The 20778-nt window shown below is 53.3% G+C and carries 21 protein-coding genes and 2 pseudogenes; 16 read left to right on the forward strand and 7 right to left on the reverse strand.

Features of this window, described 5'->3' with window-relative positions:
• Positions 1-232 precede the first annotated feature (232 nt).
• Positions 233-1129, reverse strand: a complete 897-nt coding sequence (locus QMG90_RS04230) for a hypothetical protein (protein ID WP_283282754.1) — start codon at positions 1127-1129, stop codon at positions 233-235.
• A 472-nt stretch (positions 1130-1601) separates the two neighbouring features.
• On the opposite strand from QMG90_RS04230, the gene QMG90_RS04235 reads away from it, so the two are divergent.
• The 6 genes and pseudogenes from QMG90_RS04235 (at position 1602) to QMG90_RS04260 (ending at position 5540) form a co-directional block, all read left to right on the forward strand.
• Positions 1602-2234 (forward strand): inovirus Gp2 family protein, encoded by a 633-nt coding sequence (locus QMG90_RS04235; RefSeq protein ID WP_220708709.1) that lies wholly within the window; start codon positions 1602-1604, stop codon positions 2232-2234.
• Between the two features lie 130 nt (positions 2235-2364).
• The gene (locus tag QMG90_RS04240; protein ID WP_220708710.1) at positions 2365-2580 is read left to right on the forward strand and encodes a helix-turn-helix transcriptional regulator; all 216 of its coding nucleotides are present in this window, start codon (positions 2365-2367) and stop codon (positions 2578-2580) included.
• 252 nt (positions 2581-2832) lie between these two features.
• A protein-coding gene (locus QMG90_RS04245) for an IS3 family transposase (RefSeq protein WP_085949497.1) occupies positions 2833-3980 on the forward strand; the annotation gives its coding sequence in 2 pieces (ribosomal slippage) (positions 2833-3070 and positions 3070-3980; 1149 coding nt in all).
• Between the two features lie 18 nt (positions 3981-3998).
• Positions 3999-4302: pseudogene (locus QMG90_RS04250) on the forward strand (IS30 family transposase); the annotation flags it as partial.
• Positions 4303-4416: 114 nt separating this feature from the next.
• Positions 4417-4617: pseudogene (locus QMG90_RS04255) on the forward strand (DUF932 domain-containing protein); the annotation flags it as partial.
• A gap of 263 nt (positions 4618-4880) precedes the next feature.
• Positions 4881-5540: a Crp/Fnr family transcriptional regulator gene (locus tag QMG90_RS04260; RefSeq protein ID WP_283283882.1), complete on the forward strand. Its 660-nt coding sequence runs from the start codon at positions 4881-4883 to the stop codon at positions 5538-5540.
• A gap of 13 nt (positions 5541-5553) precedes the next feature.
• Here the strand turns inward: QMG90_RS04260 and QMG90_RS04265 are convergent, their stop codons facing one another.
• Genes QMG90_RS04265 through QMG90_RS04290 form a run of 6 tightly spaced genes read right to left on the reverse strand, consistent with a single transcriptional unit; the run spans position 5554 to position 12857 of the window.
• Positions 5554-6636: a hydrogenase large subunit gene (locus QMG90_RS04265; protein ID WP_220708657.1), complete on the reverse strand. Its 1083-nt coding sequence runs from the start codon at positions 6634-6636 to the stop codon at positions 5554-5556.
• Positions 6633-7163, reverse strand: coding sequence for an NADH-quinone oxidoreductase subunit C (locus tag QMG90_RS04270; RefSeq protein ID WP_220708656.1), 531 nt, complete (start codon positions 7161-7163; stop codon positions 6633-6635). Before QMG90_RS04270 ends, QMG90_RS04265 begins: the two co-directional genes overlap by 4 nt.
• Positions 7156-7734 carry a 4Fe-4S ferredoxin gene (locus QMG90_RS04275; RefSeq protein WP_220708655.1) on the reverse strand — a complete coding sequence of 193 codons (579 nt, stop codon included), beginning with the start codon at positions 7732-7734 and terminating at the stop codon, positions 7156-7158. The genes QMG90_RS04270 and QMG90_RS04275 overlap by 8 nt, the downstream gene beginning before the upstream one ends.
• 8 nt (positions 7735-7742) lie before the next feature.
• Positions 7743-8171 carry an NADH-quinone oxidoreductase subunit B family protein gene (locus tag QMG90_RS04280; protein WP_000173649.1) on the reverse strand — a complete coding sequence of 143 codons (429 nt, stop codon included), beginning with the start codon at positions 8169-8171 and terminating at the stop codon, positions 7743-7745.
• Positions 8168-9136, reverse strand: a complete 969-nt coding sequence (locus QMG90_RS04285; protein ID WP_220708654.1) for a respiratory chain complex I subunit 1 family protein — start codon at positions 9134-9136, stop codon at positions 8168-8170. Before QMG90_RS04285 ends, QMG90_RS04280 begins: the two co-directional genes overlap by 4 nt.
• A gap of 4 nt (positions 9137-9140) precedes the next feature.
• Positions 9141-12857: a proton-conducting transporter transmembrane domain-containing protein gene (locus QMG90_RS04290; protein ID WP_247751756.1), complete on the reverse strand. Its 3717-nt coding sequence runs from the start codon at positions 12855-12857 to the stop codon at positions 9141-9143.
• Between the two features lie 459 nt (positions 12858-13316).
• Here QMG90_RS04290 and QMG90_RS04295 point away from each other — a divergent pair, with 459 nt between their 5' ends.
• From QMG90_RS04295 to QMG90_RS04340, 10 genes are all read left to right on the forward strand, one after another.
• Entirely contained in the window at positions 13317-13562 is a 246-nt protein-coding gene (locus QMG90_RS04295) for a HypC/HybG/HupF family hydrogenase formation chaperone (protein WP_220708660.1), read from the forward strand.
• 24 nt (positions 13563-13586) lie between these two features.
• Positions 13587-13925, forward strand: coding sequence for a hydrogenase maturation nickel metallochaperone HypA (gene hypA, locus QMG90_RS04300; RefSeq protein ID WP_220708652.1), 339 nt, complete (start codon positions 13587-13589; stop codon positions 13923-13925).
• A 37-nt stretch (positions 13926-13962) separates the two neighbouring features.
• Positions 13963-14520, forward strand: coding sequence for a 4Fe-4S dicluster domain-containing protein (locus QMG90_RS04305; RefSeq protein WP_220708659.1), 558 nt, complete (start codon positions 13963-13965; stop codon positions 14518-14520).
• A complete protein-coding gene (gene cooS, locus QMG90_RS04310; RefSeq protein WP_220708651.1) occupies positions 14520-16430 on the forward strand; it encodes an anaerobic carbon-monoxide dehydrogenase catalytic subunit in 1911 nt (636 codons plus the stop codon). The genes QMG90_RS04305 and cooS overlap by 1 nt, the downstream gene beginning before the upstream one ends.
• A 60-nt stretch (positions 16431-16490) precedes the next feature.
• Positions 16491-17261, forward strand: a complete 771-nt coding sequence (locus QMG90_RS04315; protein ID WP_220708650.1) for an ATP-binding protein — start codon at positions 16491-16493, stop codon at positions 17259-17261.
• Between the two features lie 15 nt (positions 17262-17276).
• On the forward strand, positions 17277-17477 hold the full coding sequence (locus QMG90_RS04320) for a CooT family nickel-binding protein (protein ID WP_220708649.1): 201 nt from the start codon (positions 17277-17279) through the stop codon (positions 17475-17477).
• Between the two features lie 17 nt (positions 17478-17494).
• Positions 17495-17743: a DUF8180 domain-containing protein gene (locus QMG90_RS04325; RefSeq protein ID WP_220708648.1), complete on the forward strand. Its 249-nt coding sequence runs from the start codon at positions 17495-17497 to the stop codon at positions 17741-17743.
• A complete protein-coding gene (gene hypB, locus QMG90_RS04330; RefSeq protein ID WP_220708647.1) occupies positions 17733-18548 on the forward strand; it encodes a hydrogenase nickel incorporation protein HypB in 816 nt (271 codons plus the stop codon). The genes QMG90_RS04325 and hypB overlap by 11 nt, the downstream gene beginning before the upstream one ends.
• Before the next feature lie 254 nt (positions 18549-18802).
• Positions 18803-19393 carry a HupE/UreJ family protein gene (locus QMG90_RS04335; protein WP_220708646.1) on the forward strand — a complete coding sequence of 197 codons (591 nt, stop codon included), beginning with the start codon at positions 18803-18805 and terminating at the stop codon, positions 19391-19393.
• Between the two features lie 315 nt (positions 19394-19708).
• Entirely contained in the window at positions 19709-20767 is a 1059-nt protein-coding gene (locus QMG90_RS04340) for a HoxN/HupN/NixA family nickel/cobalt transporter (RefSeq protein ID WP_220708645.1), read from the forward strand.
• Positions 20768-20778: the final 11 nt, after the last annotated feature.

The raw sequence follows: 20778 nt of genomic DNA on the forward strand, positions 1-20778 counted from the left end.
TTAATAAAGTTGACATGTCGCGTAATGATGGTAGCCGTGTCAATATCGTTACTGAACCGTGTGTGACGATCTTTTGATGAGAGAAGGGTAAGTCTTGTTAATGAAAGGCTATAACACTTAGTGCGGATTTTAATAACTTGACTGGTAGAGGAGTGATTTACACTAAATTAAAAAGAATGTAATTAGATACATTCTTTTCCATTCAACTGGGTAATATATAATTTAACTTAATTTACCCTTTGGTTTTATTGTATTCGGTATTTATTAGGTGTGAAAGCATGGTCTGGATGCTTACACCTTTATTGACACATAAAACCTTAAGTTTTTCCTTTGTTTTCTTGTCAAGGTATGTATTTAATGGCAGTTGTTCTTTTTTATTGCCGCGATGTTTTTTTTGACTCCATGCACGATTTATATTGGTGAGAAATAACTTCCACTCAGATTCGCTTTCTATCTCGATCATCAGGAACAGTAATCCATAAGCCAACAAATAACGTTCTTGCGTATCCGTCGGTTTGTCAATATCAATGCTATCTGGCTTATATCTTTGCAGAATATAATCGCAAGCCCATTCACACTGCTCATCATTTTTTTCATCCAGCCAGTATAGAGGCTTTATTTCATTAATGGTTTTATTGTACGCATCCTGAATTATATCTATAATGGAAAGTTTTGTTTTTCCTGATAAATAACCATGGCGGAAATAATCTAAAATATCATCGCATCTCTCACCATGGTTTTTAGATTGTGTAGGTAAATTCATATCTTTATATATCGGTCTTTTTTTAACTTCATTTAAAAAGTATTGCTCGCGAGTCTCACATTGACGGATATATAACCATGTAAACATGCAGGTTATCTTGTTATCACGAATAAATTCTATGTCATCTATCAGGAGTTTATCATCATCAAAATCATCAAGCATTTTTTTAATAAATCTTGCTATGCGAACCTGATCTTCTCTGTAGTGTATTTCAATTGCCTGATTTATTTTTTCTGACCACTTATGACAGTCATCATTAACTTTGGGAATTCCACGGATAACTATATTATTTCTTTTTATATAACCAAAAAAATAAAGTAATTCATGCCGACTTGTCACACTAACTTTATGCATATCGTCATTCATGTTTACACCTGATTACAACGTAATTTCATGTATAATTCATGATATCTTTTACATCATTTTTAGTGTTTTTTTTGTGGAGTTTATCACAATCACACTACGTATCTTCTAAAGGAACAAGGCTGAGCTACGTTGGCTTTGGCATCAGTCTGACTCGATTCACTGTCAGCCTCTCCTGCTTCTCAATCGTAATCTTTCCATCTCCCAACCGATAGTCATAAAAGCCACCGTTCTGCCTGAAAGGGAAATATCAACTTCAGAGTAAATAAGTCACCTGTCAATACTCCGCAATGCAATTATTCTGTATGTTTATCCATAACAGTCATTGTCTGATTGGTAATATCATTAATCTTCCTCCCCCTTTTGACCACTTCTCTATCAATCCCCTTATCAGCAATCCATCTATAAACATTAAATTAATACGGCCCTCTGCCAGACTATGTAATTTAGTAAATATCAGGAGCCAGAGGATAGTATGTATACACATAACACCATAAACAGAAAATACCTGACAACCATGCATCGTGTTATCGATAACGCCATAGCAGAGCATCCCAGAACAATGCTGGTGATGGTGATCCTGCGAATACCATATTCCCGATTCGATGACGTACCCCATCCATTCAAATATAGCCAGCGGGATAAATTACTGTCCCGGTTTATTGATTCCTTAAAAGCCAAACTACGAGCACATGGGAAACGAATCAGACGATCAGGGAAACGTTGCCATCAAACAAGTTTGCGATATTTCTGGGTGCGAGAAACAGGCCCTGAAAATCAGCATGAGCATTACCATATGGGATTATTGGTAAACAAAGATACCTTTTGTTCATTAGGTTCATTTCATTCTGAACGAAATAATCTGGGGAGTTATATCGAAGAAGCGTGGCTAAGCGGTTTAGGGTTATCTATAGATGATGTTGCAGATATGGGTGAGTACGAAACGCTGGTGCATTTTCCAGAACATCCACTGTATTACCTGGACTGCAATTCAGCAGGATACGGTGACGTTTGGCGGGATATGTCGGAGAGGCTTGAATATTACGCTAAAGACTATTCGAAAGACTACAGCAGGCAGATACGTTCAATTGGATGCAGCCAGTGCTAGTGGTCCAGATGAAAGGGGAATAACTAAAAATAATTAATTACGGCAGACAGATATCTGATGAGCAATACCAGTGAGCATAATGACTTTCTGCGTAGTGCTCTCCCTTAATATCTCCCAGAGAGAGCTCATCATGATATCTGAAAATACATCCCTGCTTAATGACCAGATGGTTGATATGAAATTCATTACTGCCTTTACCGGTCTGACCGATAAATGGTTTTACCGACTGATAAGCGAAGGTGATTTTCCAAAGCCAATAAAAATGGGGAGAGCCTCCCGATGGCTTAGAAGTGAGGTAGAAAAATGGATGCAACAACGGATAAGTGATTCACGATGCAATGAATAACGACATGCAGGCTCCCTGCTTTCTTATTAACCCACCATCATCCTCCATTGATATCAATCTCCGGCTCATCTTCCTTTTCAGGACACGACCCGATAAGGAGTCTGTTATGTATACCCGCCAGGCCTCACATGCTGAATTATCTTTAAGATATCTGCGGCAACATTACCAGCAGGAACTCAATCAGTGCACTGAATCGCCACGGGTTTAACAGACACCTCAGAGTCATTTAAGATGGCTTAAAGAGAGGTGCCCATGAGCGGTAAGCGTTATCCCGAAGAGTTTAAAACTGAAGCAGTCAAACAGGTTGTTGATCGCGGTTATTCTGTTGCCAGCGTTGCAACACGTCTCGATATCACCACCCACAGCCTTTATGCCTGGATAAAGAAGTACGGTCCGGATTCTTCCACTAATAAAGAACAGTCAGATGCTCAGGCCGAGATCCGCCGTCTCCAGAAAGAGCTGAAACGGGTTACCGACGAACGGGACATATTAAAAAAAGCCGCGGCGTACTTCGCAAAGCTGTCCGACTGAGGTACGCCTTTATCCGTGACAACTCCTGTTGCTGGCCTGTTCGCCTGCTCTGTCGGGTGCTGGATGTTCATCCCAGTGGTTTTTACGCCTGGCTTCAGCAGCCGCATTCACAACGCCATCAGGCAGACCTGAGACTGACAGGACAGATTAAACAGTTCTGGCTGGAGTCGGGATGCGTCTATGGTTATCGCAAAATCCATCTGGATCTGCGTGACAGCGGGCAACAGTGCGGAGTAAACAGAGTCTGGAGACTGATGAAACGTGTCGGAATAAAGGCTCAGGTCGGATACCGAAGCCCGCGGGCACGTAAAGGCGAGGCCAGTATCGTGTCACCCAACAGGCTCCAGCGACAGTTCAATCCGGATGCTCCTGATGAGCGTTGGGTAACGGACATAACCTACATCAGGACCCACGAAGGCTGGCTGTATCTTGCCGTTGTTGTTGATCTGTTCTCACGCAAAATTATCGGCTGGTCCATGCAATCCCGGATGACAAAGGACATTGTCCTGAACGCACTGCTGATGGCTGTATGGCGGCGTAATCCCGAAAAACAGGTGCTGGTACATTCGGATCAGGGCAGTCAGTACACAAGCCATGAGTGGCAGTCGTTCCTGAAATCACACGGCCTGGAGGGTAGCATGAGCCGTCGCGGTAACTGCCATGATAATGCGGTTGCAGAAAGTTTTTTCCAGTTGTTGAAACGTGAACGGATAAAGAAAAAGATCTACGGAACGCGGGAAGAAGCCCGCAGTGATATTTTTGATTACATCGAAATGTTTTATAACAGTAAGCGTCGGCATGGTTCTAGCGAACAGATGTCACCGACAGAATATGAAAACCAGTATTATCAACGGCTCGGAAGTGTCTAGATTATCCGTGGCGATTCAGAGTATTATAAAACATTAACATGGGATCGTGGGGCTGAAATGACCAGCCACATCCGATGTACTGTAGCGACAGACATTCAGGTTTATTTCTGCGATCCTCAATCCCCCTGGCAACGCGGCTCCAATGAAAATACGAACAGATTGCTCAGGCAGTATTTTCCAAAAGGAACTGACTTATCGGTTCACAGCCAGCAAAGCACTTAACAGTGCTGCCAGGCAGCTCAACGAGAGGCCAAGAAAAATGCTGGACTATGAATCTACCGCAGAGCAGCTCAATAAGAAGTGTGTTGCATCCATCGGTTGAGCTCACACTCCGTACCGTACACGGGGAGGTATGAGGGCGCAGGTTTTCCTGCGGCGCAACTCATCGTGGCATTGTAAGTATCCCGCTCATCTGCTCCTGCGCCATGAGGGGTAAATTACCGGCAAACAGGTCCCGGAAATCATTCTGCTCAACTCCCATGACGGCACCAGTTCGTACCAGATGCTGCCGGGCCTGTTCAGGGCAGTGTGCCAGAACGGACTCGTCTGCGGCGAGTCGTTTAGTGAAGTGCGAGTACTGCACAAAGGATATGTGGTGAGTCAGGTGATCGAAGGGGCGTATGGGGGCTCTGGCATCCCGGCATGCCGCTGAAGTTCACTTGGCGGCAATGGTGCGCACCTGTGCATAGCGGCACGGCATCCGTACGCTGGCCTTTGGTGGGGGGCTGCAAACCAGTTGCTGGTGAGCTGGCTGAAATTCTATCTTGCTGGATTCTCGCTACTGTTCCCGCAGAAACTGCTCGCTGGATCGCTCATAGGGCAAAGCAATGACGCAGATGTGACTTTATGATAGAAAAGCAGAAGTAAATAATAACAGTGAGGTCGACGATGCGAGCAAAAATGAGAGTGTCTGCATTTAATCTGGTAGACTTGCTTAATCAGCCATCACACCAGCATATTTTGCGGCAGTTCCATAATAAAAAATTCCATAAAGGTGAGCGGGTAAGTGATTCGTATATTCGCGACGATAACGTCTTTATTGTCTCTTCTGGCCAGTTGCGTGTTTTTCTCTCGTATGGCGACCGGGAATTTACGCTATATTTTCTTGAAAGTGGAGATATTTTCTCGACTCACACCCGTGCATATATCGAGGCAGTAAAAGAGTCGGTCATCCTTATGTTGCCTACAAAAATATTTCGCCAGCATCTGTCTACCCATCCAGATATGGCACTGCAGATGACGGGAATATTAGGTGATATGCTCGGCAGTTCCTGGGATGTTATTGAAGGAATTATTTTCCACGATGCCAAAACCCGACTGATTGCCTTTATTTTATCACTGGGAAAAGAACGCGGCGTGGTAACGGAGAACGGAACGGAATTTGAATGCGATCTGACGATGGAAGATATTTCGCTGATTATTGGCTCGACCCGCCAGACCACTTCCTCTTTATTTAATGTCTTAATCAAAGATGGCGATATTGTGCGAATCTGTAAAAACAAATATGCCATCGGGGATATTATAGCGCTGAGTACCCGGCTCGCGGAGTATAAAGCCTGAGCCGGGGAATACCTTAACGCTCGGTACAGGAGATGCAGGGGTCGATGCTGTTCACAATCAGCGCCACATCGGCCACTGTGTTATCACGCATCATCACTGGCAGCGCATCCCAGTTCGGGTAGCTCGGCACACGCCATTTCAAGCGCTCCGGCATATCTGTCCCGTTGGTGCGCAGGTAGTAAATCAACTCACCGCGCGGGGCTTCGGTTTTCGCCACCGCTTCACCCGGCGGAATGGTCGGCAGACCAGAAATAGATACCGGCCCTTCCGGCAGCTGCGCCAGGCACTGGCGAATCAGGGCGATGGCCATTTTCACCTCATCAAGGCGCACCATCGCACGCGACCAGACGTCGCCATCAGGACGGGTCATGGTGGCAAAATCCAGTTCCGGATAAATGGCGTACGGCGTTTTGGCGCGCACGTCATATTCCACGCCCGATGCACGTGCCACCGGACCAATCAGGCCATATTCCAGCGCAATCTCTTTGGGCAACACGCCGACGCCACGGGTACGGGTCAGAATACTGCTGTGCGTGGTGTAAATCTGATGGATTTCATCCACCGCCGGGGCCACTTCATCCAACCGTTTGAGCAGATAGGCGATGCTCTCGGCATTAAGGTTATATTTCACGCCGCCAATGCAGTTGGCCCCCAGATCCATACGGTTACCGTACAGGGTCTCTTTGATGTCCTGCACGATTTCGCGCGTTTCCAGCACGTGCATAAACAGTGACGTAAAGCCGATGATGTGCGCCATGATGCCGACGTTAAACAGGTTTGACGCCACGCGCTTGATCTCATCGGCGATCACGCGCAGATAGTGGCCGCGCGGCGGGACGTCGATACCGGCAATCTCTTCCAGCGCCATGCAAAAGGTGGTGGGGTGGCTGTTGGAGCACAGGGAACAGATCCGCTCGGTCAGGGTAATGTTCTGGTAGAAGTTGCGCTTCATCACCAGATATTCCATGCCACGGTGTACGTGCCCGGCAGAGATATGCAGCCCTTTAATGGTTTCCCCTTCAAGGTCGAGCTTAAAGTACATCGGCTCTTCCAGCGCCACGTGCAGCGGGCCAACCGGCATTTGATAACGGGTCATTGTTTCTCTCCACGTTGCTGCATGATTTTTTCCCACAGCGCCTTGGTGCTGGCGGCGTTCACCATGTCCGAGAACGGAATGAATTTTTGCAGCACCGCCGCATCAATGTTCTCGTCAATAAACAGGCGTGTGGGGTTAGGGTGTCCCACCGCGTTCAGGTCGTAGAGCTCCATAAATTCGCGCTCGTTCCAGTCGGCATTGTGAAACACCGGGGTCAGCGACGGGATATCGCGCTGGCCTTCGGCGAGGAACACCGTCAGGGTCAGCGCCGAACCGTCGAGATCAAAGTGGTAAGCAATCTCGTGGATCTCCGTGGGCTTGCCTTCCACGCGCTGGTACGCACTGATGGTGTGCAAACGGCCACTGAGCTGTTTGATGCTCCAGGCGGCGGGCAGCAATTGCACCGGGCTGGTCAGTTTTACCCAGGCGGTTGCCACCCCCCATTTGTTGACCTGGGTTGTAAAGCTAAAACCCGGCGTCAGGTTCTGGTTAAACAGGGCTTCTGCCTTCTTGATATCGTCAATCATGGCGCTTCTCGAGGTGGTTAAGGCGCGGATCCCGTTGGGTAATCCCGGGATCGCGGGTAAGGTCGATGCCCGGCGTATTTTGCTGCGCGGCGGCGCGGGCACGGCGACAGTCCGGGCACAGTTGGCGCATGGCGGCATCAACGCTATCCGGTGTCTGATAGACCTTGTCCATCAGTGCCGGGCTGGCAGGCAGAAACGCGGTCTGACAGGACACACAGGTCTGAAAGAGCATGGTGCCCTCTTCGATCATGCGGTATTTGTCTTCCTGCTTATGTGCCAGATGCCAGTCGTTGGTCAGGTGAATCGCTTTGGGCACGCAGTAGTGCTCGCACAGGCCGCAGAAGGTGCAGGTGTTGTGCCAGAGTACAAACTCCACCCCTTGTGGCGTCTGTTCAAAATGAATAGCGCCGCCGGCACAGACGTGTTCGCACATGCGACACACCGAACAACGCGAGGCATCAAAGGCGATGCGCCCACGCAGGGCCTCTGGCGTAAAGGTCTCGCCAAAGGGGAAGGGGTCGGTGGACGGCCCCTGGCGCAGGTTGCGAATCAGGACTTTAAGAAAATTCATGCCAGCTCCTAAATGCGTTGACGCCAGATGTCGATAGCCATGGCGATCCCTTCGATAATGGCCTGCGGACGGGGCGGGCAGCCCGGCACGTTGACATCAATCGGCAGGTAACAGTCCATCGGCCCGGCGACGGCATAGCTGTCGCGGAACACGCCGCCGGATATCGGGCAGATGCCAATCGCCACCGTCACTTTCGGTTCGGGGATCTCCTGATATACGCGCAGGACCTTCTCTTTGACCTTCATGGTCAGCGGGCCGGTAATCAGCACGATATCCGCATGTTTCGGGCTGCCGCAGTACTGGCAGCCAAGACGCTCCACGTCGTAGCGCGGAATACAGGCGGTGGTCGCCAGTTCCACATCGCAGCCGTTACATGAGCCCGCATTGATGCGGTACAGCCAGGGAGAGCGGGTGGCGATGGAGTTTAATAACGTCATAATGTTGTTCCCTGGGTCTGAGTCAGCACACAAATAAGACCAATGATGCCCAGCAATTCAGGCCATTTCAGATAGAACCAAAAGGCCTGATCGATGCGCATCCTGCCCACCATGGCGCGCAGCAGCGTTTTACACAGACAGGCCATAACAAGGCATTTCACCAGCAGCACCAGCACACCCGCGATGCCCGCTGGCCCGTTGGGGAAAAAGAGCGTGATGCCCAGTCCCACCACCACCAGCGTTTTCAGCGCCGACATCAAATGAAACAGCGCCAGCCCCGGCCCGGTGTATTCCAGAATCGGCCCTTCCAGTACTTCCGATTCCGCCTCGGGAATATCGAACGGCGCGATCCCGAGGTTGGCAGGCATAAACAGCACATAGGCCGCCAGCGCAGGCCACATCCACGGATCGAACAGGAAGGCACCGTGTTCTTGCTGGTAAGCCACGATCTCGTTCAGGGAGAAGGTGACCCAGCCGCCCTGTGCCAGCCCGACTTTCATCGCCACGCTTGCCAGTGCCAGCAATAACGGTCCTTCATAGGCGAGGATCAGCACCATTTCGCGGGAGAAGCCCACCGCGCCGTAAACCGAACCCGAGCAGGAACCCGCCAGCATCAGCACCACGGCCGGGACCGTGATCAGATACAGCAGCACCAGCAGATCCCCAAGCCCGGTCGCCGGCTGGTAGACATTGGCGATAGGGAGCAGGCTGATGGCGATCAGCATGCTGCCCACGCCAATGGTCGGCAGCGCCAGGAACAGGCGGCGCGGCGCGCCATCCGGTACTAATGTTTGCTTGCGCATCAGTTTGATGATGTCGAAAAAAGGTTGCAGCAACGGAGGGCCGATGCGGCGCTGCAGACGCGCCACAACGATACGATCCACCCCTTTGAGTAACAGACCAAAAATCAGGGCCGCCGCGCCCAGCGGCAAAATCATCAGCGGCGCGAAAAATGACGTCATCATGGTGTTATTCCTTCTCCTGGGGGCGCAGCACCTGGCGGATTAACCGCTCAGGCGTCTGATACAGCGCAGAAGCCGGAACGTGCGCCTGCGCCGGGGTCAGGTCACAAACGCCGCCCTGGTGTAAATGAATCGACTGCGACTGACGGTTACTGAGGCGCCAGAACAGCCAGCCCAGAGCGGAAACCACCGCTACCAGCATCCACATGGTCAGCGGGTGCCAGCCGTTGGTGCCCGGCAGCGGCCCGGTCCAGGTAGCGTTAATCTGCCCAAGTCCACTGACCGACATCAGATGGCTAATCGGCACCAGCAGCACGCCTGGCAGCAGGCTGACAACCAGCGCTGCCAGGCTAAGCAGCCCCATCGGCAGCAGCATGCTCAGCGGTGCCTCTTTGACTTTTTCCAGGTGTGGCGCAGGCGTTCCCATAAAGGCCGCATGGGCGAACTTCAACACCGCCGCCAGGGTGAACAGGCTCGACATCATCGCGCCCAGTCCCAGCAGATAGTGCCCGCTCTGGAACGCTGCCTGGTAAATCAGCCATTTCGAAGCAAAACCGTTTAACGGCGGAATGCCCGAAAGCGACAGCCCGGCAAACAGGAACATCCCGAAGGTCAGTGGCATCTTGCGCCCCAGACCGCCCAGCTCATCCAGACTCGACACGTGCACCTGCGCCAGAATGCAACCTGCGGCGAGGAACAGAATGTCTTTGAGCAGCATATGGTTCACCAGATGCATCAGCCCCCCGGCAATCCCTTCCGGCGTGGTCAGCGCCAGCCCTAACAGGATGTAGCCAAGCTGGCTCACCGTGCTGTAAATCAGCAGACGTTTGATGCCGTTCTGGATCAGCGCCAGCGCCCCGGCGTACAGCAGCGTGAGGGTGGCGATAATGGCAATGGCGTACATCAGCGTGTTGGTGCTGCCCAGCTCGCCGAAGCGAACAAACAGCAGGCCCGCGCCGCCGAGGGCGAACAGCTTAAGCACCCCGTAGATCCCACTTTTCAGCAGCACGGCAGAGATGTATCCGCTGACCGGCGTCGGCGCTGTTGGCGGGTGCATCTGGTAATCGATGCGCCACGGCAACTGTGCCGCTTTCATCAACATCCCGGTAAGGACGAGCACTAAACCCGCGCCCAGCCACGGCAGTGACATGGTGCTGGCAGCGTGTGCGATGGCATCAAAGCTAAAGCCGTCGCTACGGGCGCAAAGCATCGCCACGCCGAGGAACATGCAGGTAGCGCCGACAAAGTTGAAGATGAAGTACTTGAAGCCTTCGCGCAGCGCCTCTTCGGTTTCGTCGTGGATGATCACGAACCAGAGCGTCCAGCTACTCATGATTTCCCAGAAGGCGAAGAAGTTGAACAGGTCTTTGCTGGCGGTTACGCCAAGCAGACCGCCAATCATAAAGACGAAGAAGAAGAAAAAGCGGTGCTGGCTGTGGGCGTGGTCCATATAGCCGATGGCATAGCAGAGGTTAAGCACCCCAACACCTGCAATCAGCGCGGCAAACCACCAGGAGAGCAGGTCGTAGCGTCCGGCATCGGCCAGCACGGCGGCCAGCGTCAGGGCCATGACCACCACGGCGAGCGTACCGGCGCGGCGCGGCGCACGTTTACCCAGCACAAAGGTCGCAATTGCGCCGACAATCGCAATCAGCGCCGCCGGGGACCAGTCGAGATTAAGCGTTGGCAGGGCAGGGACCGCCCACTGCTGATGTTCGGCAATCTGCGTGATAACCGGGCGAACCCACTGCTGCAAACCGTAATCCGGGAACAGGCCGCCCAGAATCACCAGCGCGGCGAGAATGCCGGTGGCCACCCGCATCGCCAGCGGTGCGTCTTCCACTGCGCCACCCTTCCACGGGGAGAAGAACAGCACGCGGACAATACGCAGGTAGTAAATCGCCCCTAGTACGCTGCCCGCCAGGAACAAGGCGGCAACGGCCAGCGCGTCGGCTTTGACCGCCGCGTAGATCATCATGAACTTGCTAAAGAAGCCGCTAAAGGGCGGTAAGCCCATCACCGCCAGCGCGCCGATGGCGAAACACAGAGCGGTAAACGGCATCACCCGGCCGAGGCCTGCGATATCCGACAGCTTCTTCCCGGCGGCGCGGGCAATCAGGCCGCCTGCGGCCAGGAACAGCAGGTTTTTGAAGATGGCGTGGTTCATCACGTGCAGCAGCGCACTGGCAACGCTCAGGCTGGTCAACAGCCCCAGCATGGCGAGGATTTCACCCACCTGGGCCAGCGTGGAAAAAGCCAGAATGCGCTTAAGGTTCTGCTCGCGCAGGGCCATCACCTCCCCGTAAATCACCGTCATGCAGCCAAGCCCGGTGACCACCATGCCAAACGCCGGGTGGGTACCCACCGCCAGCAGGTGCCCGGTCAGACTGGTTCCGAGGACGATAAGGAAGATTTTCACCAGCCCGAAGACACCGGCTTTGGTCAAAATGCCGGACATCAGCGCGGAGATAGATGACGGCGCAACCGGGTGAGCATCCGGCAGCCAGCCGTGCATCGGCCACAGGCCTGCTTTAACGCCCAGGCCAATCAGGAAACAGAGGCCGATAACGGCAGCAAATACCGGAGTCAGCTGTGTGGCCTGTGCGGCGATAATCGACATGTCGAAGCTGCCAAAACGGGTATGGCAGACCAGAATGCCGAAGTGCATGATGTACGCGCCGGTACAGCACATCAGGAAGTACTTACGCCCGGCTTTTAATGCCTCTGGCGTGCGTTCGTGAACGACAAGGAAATACGAGCTCCAGGTCATTAATTCCCAGAACAGGTAGAAATTGCCAAAGTCCTCGGCGGAAGCAACGCCAATCAAGGAACCGGCCATTAAGAACAGGAAGAAATAATAGCGGTTGGCGTGCTCATCATGGCGCATATACGCCTGAGAATAGATGACTGCCACCGTAATCAGCCCGGCAAACAGCACCGAGAATAAATGGGACAGGCTGTCGCCGTTATTATGCTGCCAGACCAACACCAGTGTCGCCAGGGCAATAACCACCGCGCAACGGTCGCGTAATGTCGCATTTATTTTACCCACTGCGTACAGCACAAAGCCGCCGACATAAGGCAATATTACCCAGTAATGCCACGGGGTTTCGAAATTTGGTACCGGGGTTTTTACCGAGGCGGTTGTATAGTGTTCGGCAAGGTGTAATAACGATTCCGGCATCAGGCTGAGATACACCGTAACAGCGGTTAATATAAACAGCAGGATCCAGCGTGCTGACAATAATTCCGTTGTGAACGAAGCCACAGGCGCGGCATTATTATCAGGTTCCAGGCACACGCGCTGAATAACAATAATATAGTAAATTGACGCCAGAATAGTCGCCAGCGTCGCGATTGCGGCAATGGCCCATTCTCCTTGTTCCATTGCGCCATATAAAATCAGAAACTTGCTGAATGAGCCTTTAAAGGGGGACAGCCCCATCACCGAGAACAGACCGAAGCCAAACAGCAATGACGCCAGAGGCCAGCGCGAGCCGCTGCCAGCCAGCTTATCCAGCTCACTTGAGCCGTTACGCTTAATAAGATACGCCGCACTGAGGATGGTCAGCAGGCGCATAACCACCTGTAACCCCAAATGCATCAATGCGCCGGTTTCACCCGGTGCGCTATCAAGACCAAATCCCAACAATACATAGCCCAGCTCTGCCAGCGTGGAGAAAAGCAGCAGCCTGGACAGATTGCGGATATGTAATAACGCCATTACTTCACCAGCCAATAATATTAGTGTTCCTGACCAGGCGAGTAATGGAATGCCGAACAAAGATACTCCCATTTATTCCTCACGATACGTAGAGAGCGGATAGGCGAGAGTGAATTTATTAAATGACGGCATTCTTGTCTGTCAGCTAGCTGACAGATATTTCGCGGCGAAACTGGGAATATGATTACCAGTCAGACAGTTATTAATAAAATATTAACAACTACCCGACTAAAGTATGAACGGCATCACTGTATTAATGAGAATGAATATTAATACGCCTAAAGGGGTGGTGAATAAATTAATGCCGTTGGGGGTTTTCAGGATTATTTCATCGCAATATTGATGATCTTAATCAAGAAAAAACCACTTTTTTATCAGGGAAATTATTTACCCCCTGGAGGTGATGATCTCATCGCCCCCGGCGGTGTCCACGCAGACAGAAGTCGGAGAGCGTCGCGTATGTGTTTGGGTATCCCAGGGCAAATTCTGGAAATAAAAGATGCCGACAACCTGATGGCCGTGGTGTCGGTGGCCGGGGTCAAGCGGGAGGTCAATATCGCCTGTCTGATTGGCCCGCAGCAGACGCCCGAGGACTGTGTGGGCTTTTGGGTGCTGGTGCATGTGGGGTTCGCCATGGCGCGGATTGATGAGCAGGAAGCGGCCGAGATGCTTATCGCGCTGAGCGAACTCGATGAAATCGGCTAACGACCTGAGCAGGAGAGCCAACAGATGCATGAAGCGGCATTAACCCAGGGACTGGTGAAGATTCTGATTGCCGAGGCCGAGCGCCATCAGGTGGAGCGTATCACCCGGGTGCGGCTGAAAATCGGAAAAATGCGCGCGGTAGAGCCGCAGTCGATGACCTTCTGTTTTGCCGCCTTTGCCGCCGGAACCCTGGCGGAAGACGCGGAGCTGGTTATCGACGCGCTGCCCGCCATCGCGCGGTGTCAGGCCTGTGGTAACGATTTTGAAGTGATCAAATTCCATTTTCAATGTGCCCTTTGTCACAGCCGGGATGTCCAGCTTATCCAGGGTGACGAACTCTACATTGAAAGTTTTGATGCGTGAGGTAGAGGGTAACGACATGAAAAAAAAGGAAAATGTCATGATTTACGCCAATGCGCAGAAATGCCTTGGCTGCCATAGCTGTGAAATGGCCTGTGCGGTCAGTCACGGTGGGGATAACGGGTTGTTTGCTGCGGTTCGGGACCAGCTTCCGCTCCATCCGCGCATCAAGGTGGTGGCAACGGGTGAGGTCAATATTCCGATGCAGTGCCGCCAGTGTGATAACGCCCCCTGCGCGATGGTCTGTCCCACCGGGGCCTGCCGTCAGACGGATGGACAGGTGTTTATCAACGAGGCCAACTGCGTCGGCTGCAAGCTGTGCGTGATGGTCTGCCCGTTTGGCTCCATCACCGTACGGCGCACTGAGCAGCAAAGCACCTGGAGCGTGACCAACCAGGGCGTGGCGCAAAAATGTGACCTCTGTGCTTCCTGGTGTAAAGAGAATGGCAAAGAAAATACCGCGTGCGTCGAGGCCTGCCCGACGAAAGCGATAAGCCTGGTGGATATGCAGACTTATCGTCAGGCACTCATTAAGGCCAGAGCCAAAGAGCTGGCCCAATCCCAGAAAAATATCGATTTGGTCTTAAGGGGAATGTAATGGATATCAAAACCAGAACGAGCGATCCCGCCACCATCGCCCTGTGCCCGGTAGCGGAACAAGAGGGCATTGCGACCGTATTCGATCGTCATCAGATGCAACAACCCCAGTGCGGTTTTGGTAGCCTCGGGCTGTGCTGCCGTATTTGCTGGAAGGGGCCATGCCGTGTCGATCCGTTTGGCGACGGGCCGCAGTACGGGATTTGCGGTGCCAACAAAGACACCATCGTGGCGCGTAACCTGATCCGTATGATGGCCGCAGGAGCGGCAGGCCACTCCGAGCACGGTCGCCACATTGCGCTGGCCATGCAGCGCGTGGGTAAAGGCGAACTGCCGGATTACCAGATTCGCGACCCGCAAAAACTGCGCGGCGTGGCGAAACGCCTGGATATCGAAGTGGAAGGGCGTACCACGCAGGAAATTGCGTATGACGTGGCGACCAGGACGCTGGAAGATTACCAGAATCAGGACAGCAAAAAGCCGTGCCACTGGCTGAATGCTTCCCTGCCACCGCGCCGCCTGTCGCGACTGAGCAAACTCGGCGTACTGCCGCACAACATTGATGCCACCGTGGCACAGATCATGGCGCGTACCCATATCGGCTGCGACGCGGACCCCACCAACCTGGTGCTTGGCGGTTTGCGTGGCGCGCTGTCGGATTTTGACGGCATGGTACTGGCAACCGAGCTGTCGGATGCCATGTTTGGCACGCCAAAACCGGTGGTCACCCAGGCCAACATTGGCGTTATCAAGAAAACCGCCGTCAATATCGCGGTAAACGGCCATAATCCGCTGCTCAGCGAAGTGATTTGCGACGTGGCAGGTGAAATGCAGAGCATCGCGCGTGATGCCGGGGCCGTTGACGGCATTAACATCGTCGGTATCTGCTGCACCGGTAACGAAGTGATGATGCGCCACGGCATTCCACTGGCGACCAACTATCTGTCGCAGGAGATGGCGATTTTCACCGGCGCGCTCGACGCGATGGTGCTGGACGTACAGTGCATCATGCCGTCCCTGTCGGCCATCAGTGAGTGCTATCACACCGAGTGTATCACCACCGCAGATGAGAACAAAATCCAGGGGGCGCGCCACGTCAGCTTCCACGAAGACCACGCGCGCGACACGGCGCGCAAAATCGTGCAGTACGCTATCGACGCGTATGGCCGCCGCGATAATTCCAAGATAAAAATCCCGGATATCAAACAGACCGCGATTGTGGGTTTCAGTACCGAAGCGGTGATGGATGCGCTGGCATTGCTGAACCCGGACGATCCGCTGGCCCCGCTGGTAGAGAACATTGCCAACGGCAATATCCTCGGCGTGGCGCTGTTTGCCGGCTGTAACACCACCCGCGTGAAGCAGGATGACAGCTACCAGACCATCGCCAGAATCCTCGCGCGCAACAACGTGCTGATGCTGGCAACCGGCTGTGGCGCAGGGGCCTTTGCCAAAAACGGAATGATGAACCAGCAGGCGACCGAAGCCTGGGCCGGGGATTCACTAAAAGCGGTACTGACCGCAATCGGCACCGCTGCCGGGCTGGAAGGGCCGCTGCCACTGGTGCTGCATATGGGCTCGTGCGTCGACAACAGCCGTGCCGTGCTGCTGGCCACTGCGCTTGCGGATAAGCTGAATGTCGATCTCAGCGATCTGCCGCTCGTAGCATCCGCACCGGAAGCGATGTCTGAAAAAGCGATCGCCATCGCTTCCTGGGGAGTAGCTCTTGGTTTGCCCACACATCTGGGCGTTGTGCCGCACGTGACCGGTTCGCAAGTGGTGACCGATCTCATCACCGAACAGTCCAAAGAACTGCTCGACGGCTATTTCCTGGTGGAAACCGATCCGACACTGGCGGCGGAAAAACTGGTGGCGGTGATGAAAGAGAAACGCCGCGCCCTGGGGATTTAACCCCTTATCAGCCCGCATCACCGCGATGCGGGCTGACTCTATTTGGTTGACGAGGTTGAAATGAAAATAGCCATTGCAGGCAAAGGCGGCGTCGGCAAAACCACGCTGGCAGGGCTGTTAGCCCGTTCATGGGCGGCAGAGGGGAAACAGGTGCTGGCGATAGATGCCGATCCGGATGCCAATCTGGCCTCGGCGCTGGGCATTCCCGCCGAGCGCTGTGCTGAGCTGCAGCCTTTTTCGCGCATGAAAGAGCTGGCAATGGAGCGCACCGGGGCGGGGGCAGGCTTCGGCAGCCTGTTTATCCTCAACCCGAAAGTCGACGATCTGCCGGAGATGTTCTGTGTACAACATGAAGGCGTGCGCCTGCTGCAAATGGGGACCGTCGAGCATGGCGGCACCGGCTGCGTCTGCCCGGAACATACCCTGCTGCGCCGCCTGATGAGCCACTTGTTGCTTGAGCGCGATGACGTGGTGGTGATGGACATGGAAGCGGGCATTGAGCACCTCGGGCGCTCGACCGCCGAAGCGGTGGACGTGCTGGTGGTGGTGGTTGAGCCCGGCCAGCGCAGCATCCAGACTGCCCAGCAAATTGGCCAACTGGCGGCGGATATCGGTATTCGCAAGCTGGCGTATGTCGGCAGCAAAATTGCCCGTCCTTCCGATAAAACCTTCCTGCAATCGGCGCTAAATGAAGAACAGATCCTGGGATATCTGTCGCTGAGCGAGACTATTCGTGGCGCGGATTTAAGCGGTAGCGCGCCTTTCGATCTCGGCGGCGAGTTTATGGCGGAACTGGCGGTTATCAGGCAACGCCTGACAGCCCTGTGTTAAACGAGGAGAACGAACATGTGTCAACTGCGTGTGCGCGTGTTGCTGGCGGAAAACCACGAAGAGCTGCTCGACGAGGTCACCCATATCGCCAGTGATGCGGACAAAGTGACGATTTCGCGCCTGTTCGAAGCAGATCGTGAACTGTTCGGGTTTGAGATTAAAGAGATTGATTGCATGCACAGCCGGGTACTGGTGACCCCGTGTGCGGCAGGCTAAAAACGGGGAGAATGCTGATGATTGAAGTCCCGCTGTTAAAGAAACTGCATGTGCTCATACCCCACTGGCGTGAACACAACGACGAGCATATCGCCGAAATGGAAAAGTACCTGCACGCGCTCGAAGCCGAAGGGCAGCATGAGCTGACGAACCGCTGTCGGGAAACCCTGGTACAGATGGCGCTGGTGAGTGAAAAACTGGCGCTGATGGCACAACAGCTTAAGCCGGTGAAACTGCCGGGGCGGGGGGACCGCAATGTGCGATAACTGTGGGTGCAATATTCCGCACCGGAGCCATATCAGCCTGGGTAACGGGGTTATCCATGCCATTTCACCGGTGAAAAGCGAAGCCTCCCATACGGTGCAGGTGCTGAAAAACCTGATGCAGGATAACGACCATCTGGCGCAGCACAATCGTCAGCATTTTGATGCCCACGGCACCCGGGTCTTCAACCTGATGTCCTCGCCCGGCAGCGGCAAGACATCGCTGCTGGAGGTTACCATCGAGCAACTGCTGGCGCGGGGTTTACGCGTGGCGGTGATTGAAGGGGATCTGGAGACCGAAAACGACGCCGTGCGCCTGCGCCGTAAAGGGGTGCCGGTGGTGCAGGTAACCACCGGCATGGCCTGTCATCTGGACGCGCAGATGATCCACAATGCCTGGCATACGCTCAGCGCCGAACCGGTAGATATTCTGTTTATTGAAAACGTCGGCAATCTGGTCTGCCCGGCCAGCTTCGATCTGGGCCAGCATCATAACGTGGTGCTGCTGTCAGTACCGGAAGGGGACGACAAGCCAGAAAAATACCCGGTGATGTTCCGCCAGGCGGAAGCTGTGCTGGTCACCAAGATCGACCTGCTGCCATACTTCACGGAATTCAGCACAGAACGCGTGCAAGAGGAAATCGGGGGGTTGGCCCCGGGAGCCGAATTACTGATGCTTTCAACCAAAATCCCGGAGGGCATGGTACGTTGGTTGGGATGGCTCCTGGATAAAACGCAGAAGAGAGCGGAGTTTGAAAAATTCGGTGCGGCAGGAACAGCCGACCAGTTGCTGCCAACGCTAAATTAGCGGTTCTTGGCTGCCCTGTAAATTTTGGATGTTGGGGCCCTTGTGTGGCGTTGTAACTACAGGCTGGCGTTGGAGGACTGGTGCTGATCGCCGCCGCGCGTCTGGCATAGCCGATTTTTAAGGAAGCGCTTACAGGAATGTGATTTAAAGCATAACCCGTTGTATCAAATGGGGAAATGAAGTTTTACGTTAACAACATGTCTTCGCGTAGCTGGTCGTCGGGTACCGAGGATAAAACTAATTAGGTGATAACTATGCGTATTAATATCAAAGCTGCGACTGTTTCCGTACTGGTACTGCTGCCGATGATGGCTTCTGCTCATGTGGGCACCGATGGCGGCACGCATCATGTATTAAGTTTTACCGAAGGCTTTATTCACCCGCTTACCGGGATCGACCATATGGTAGCGATGGTGCTGGTTGGCGTCTGGAGCGCCATGAATACCCGTCAGTGGTGGCTGGCGCCGCTGGCGTTCGCAGGGCTGTTGCTTACTGGGGCGTTAGCCGGTATGGCGGGCGTGACGGTTGCTGGTACGGAGTATCTTGTCGCAGGTTCTATGCTGGGAATTGGCGCGATGGTGGCTTTGCAACTGAAACTGCGCGAAGCGGTCGGTGCGCTGATCATCGGCGCTTTCGCTATTTTCCATGGACTGGCGCATGGTGCTGAGCTGTCTCATTCCGTAGCAGCGCTCTCCGGTATGGTTATCGCCACTGGCGGGCTTCACCTGATCGGTCTGGGGATTGGAGCGCTGGTGACATTTTCGTCCACGCGTCACCTGTGGTCACGTGTGCTTGGTGGCGGTTCGGCACTGCTGGGAATTGGTTTGCTGGTTGGTGCTATCTGAGAAAGTCAGTAGTCTATCCATGCGGTGAGTAACCCGGAAATTTTATCCTGCGATTGCTCGGTGGTTTGCTGATATCTATGTGCTGCGCTGTCCGGTAAGAATATATACTCGGAGGCAGTATTTTGCGCGAATAACTTCCAGACTTTTCCCCCAGATGGCAAGCGGACCGCTGGGAGTTCACCTTCGGAGGGTGGACACGGCTTCAGCCAATTGTCGCGGCCCACTGGCCCAGGAGTGATTCATTCCTAGGTTAATATATCGCGGAGTGAATCCCCTACGGGTAACAGGCATCATGGTAAATGTGAATAACTTCGTATGTCATTACATCCGGAATTAGTGGCAGGGCATGGGCAGCGGCGTGCTGCCTGCCTGTTGTCAGGGTTGGCGCTGATTAATATCGTGGTATGGGCTGTGACGGCTATGGTGTTCAGGGATAATACTGCCCTGATGGGGACAGCCCTGTTAGCCTACAGTTTAGGCCTGCGTCATGCTGCGGACGCCGATCATATAGCGGCTATTGATAATGTGACCCGCAAGCTGATGCAACAAGGGACAATACCTCTGATGGTTGGCACTTTTTTCTCTTTGGGCCACTCATCGATAGTGGTATTGGCGTCGGCGGCAATTGCTGCAACAGCAACATTGTTCAGCCAGCATATGGAGCAGTTCCGTGAGGCTGGCGGGCTCATCGGTACGCTGGTATCTTCGGCGTTTTTGCTACTGATTGCATTTATCAATCTCACGATGCTGATTTCTGTCTGGCGTGTATTCCGGCAGATCAAGTCTAGCAGGCGAAGCGGAAGAACTGAACAGACTGTACCTGATCAGATAATGGATGGCAGTAGCGCGTTAACGCGATTTTTCCATCCAGTATTCCAACTGGTGAGCAAAAGTTGGCACATGTATCCTGTGGGTTTCCTCTTTGGCTTAGGGTTTGATACTGCGACTGAAGTCGGGTTGTTGGGAATATCAGCCGCCAGTGCCGATCATGGCATGAATCTATGGAGCATTATGCTGTTCCCGGCGTTGTTTACGGCGGGAATGACGTTGGTTGATTCCATCGATAACCTCATCATGATTGGTGCCTATAACTGGGCTCTCACTAAACCAGTGCGCAAATTGTACTACAACATCACTATTATGGCTGCGTCAGTTATCGTTGCTGTATTTATCGGTGGTGTGGAGGCATTGGGCCTACTGGCTGATAAATTTTCTCTGTCCGGTGGGGTATGGGATGCGGTGGCCTACCTGAGCGATCATTTGGGCGATATGGGATACTGGATGATTGGACTATTTATCCTCTGCTGGCTGGTGTCGATTGCCAATTATCGCTTGCGCGGATATGACAAGTTAACGTCGGTGGTTAATTCGTAGCAGCCAGGCGG

Origin of the sequence: Trabulsiella odontotermitis, from assembly GCF_030053895.1 — a bacterium.
Classification (GTDB): domain Bacteria; phylum Pseudomonadota; class Gammaproteobacteria; order Enterobacterales; family Enterobacteriaceae; genus Trabulsiella; species Trabulsiella odontotermitis_C.

What these genes read in the sequence shown, in the direction of transcription:
- QMG90_RS04230 (WP_283282754.1), bottom strand. Translation starts at nt 1,129, where the DNA reads ATGAATGACGATATGCATAAAGTTAGTGTGACAAGTCGGCATGAATTA.
- QMG90_RS04235 (WP_220708709.1), top strand. Translation starts at nt 1,602, where the DNA reads ATGTATACACATAACACCATAAACAGAAAATACCTGACAACCATGCAT.
- QMG90_RS04240 (WP_220708710.1), top strand. Translation starts at nt 2,365, where the DNA reads ATGATATCTGAAAATACATCCCTGCTTAATGACCAGATGGTTGATATG.
- QMG90_RS04260 (WP_283283882.1), top strand. Translation starts at nt 4,881, where the DNA reads ATGAGAGTGTCTGCATTTAATCTGGTAGACTTGCTTAATCAGCCATCA.
- QMG90_RS04265 (WP_220708657.1), bottom strand. Translation starts at nt 6,636, where the DNA reads ATGACCCGTTATCAAATGCCGGTTGGCCCGCTGCACGTGGCGCTGGAA.
- QMG90_RS04270 (WP_220708656.1), bottom strand. Translation starts at nt 7,163, where the DNA reads ATGATTGACGATATCAAGAAGGCAGAAGCCCTGTTTAACCAGAACCTG.
- QMG90_RS04275 (WP_220708655.1), bottom strand. Translation starts at nt 7,734, where the DNA reads ATGAATTTTCTTAAAGTCCTGATTCGCAACCTGCGCCAGGGGCCGTCC.
- QMG90_RS04280 (WP_000173649.1), bottom strand. Translation starts at nt 8,171, where the DNA reads ATGACGTTATTAAACTCCATCGCCACCCGCTCTCCCTGGCTGTACCGC.
- QMG90_RS04285 (WP_220708654.1), bottom strand. Translation starts at nt 9,136, where the DNA reads ATGATGACGTCATTTTTCGCGCCGCTGATGATTTTGCCGCTGGGCGCG.
- QMG90_RS04290 (WP_247751756.1), bottom strand. Translation starts at nt 12,857, where the DNA reads ATGGCGTTATTACATATCCGCAATCTGTCCAGGCTGCTGCTTTTCTCC.
- QMG90_RS04295 (WP_220708660.1), top strand. Translation starts at nt 13,317, where the DNA reads ATGTGTTTGGGTATCCCAGGGCAAATTCTGGAAATAAAAGATGCCGAC.
- hypA (WP_220708652.1), top strand. Translation starts at nt 13,587, where the DNA reads ATGCATGAAGCGGCATTAACCCAGGGACTGGTGAAGATTCTGATTGCC.
- QMG90_RS04305 (WP_220708659.1), top strand. Translation starts at nt 13,963, where the DNA reads ATGATTTACGCCAATGCGCAGAAATGCCTTGGCTGCCATAGCTGTGAA.
- cooS (WP_220708651.1), top strand. Translation starts at nt 14,520, where the DNA reads ATGGATATCAAAACCAGAACGAGCGATCCCGCCACCATCGCCCTGTGC.
- QMG90_RS04315 (WP_220708650.1), top strand. Translation starts at nt 16,491, where the DNA reads ATGAAAATAGCCATTGCAGGCAAAGGCGGCGTCGGCAAAACCACGCTG.
- QMG90_RS04320 (WP_220708649.1), top strand. Translation starts at nt 17,277, where the DNA reads ATGTGTCAACTGCGTGTGCGCGTGTTGCTGGCGGAAAACCACGAAGAG.
- QMG90_RS04325 (WP_220708648.1), top strand. Translation starts at nt 17,495, where the DNA reads ATGATTGAAGTCCCGCTGTTAAAGAAACTGCATGTGCTCATACCCCAC.
- hypB (WP_220708647.1), top strand. Translation starts at nt 17,733, where the DNA reads ATGTGCGATAACTGTGGGTGCAATATTCCGCACCGGAGCCATATCAGC.
- QMG90_RS04335 (WP_220708646.1), top strand. Translation starts at nt 18,803, where the DNA reads ATGCGTATTAATATCAAAGCTGCGACTGTTTCCGTACTGGTACTGCTG.
- QMG90_RS04340 (WP_220708645.1), top strand. Translation starts at nt 19,709, where the DNA reads ATGTCATTACATCCGGAATTAGTGGCAGGGCATGGGCAGCGGCGTGCT.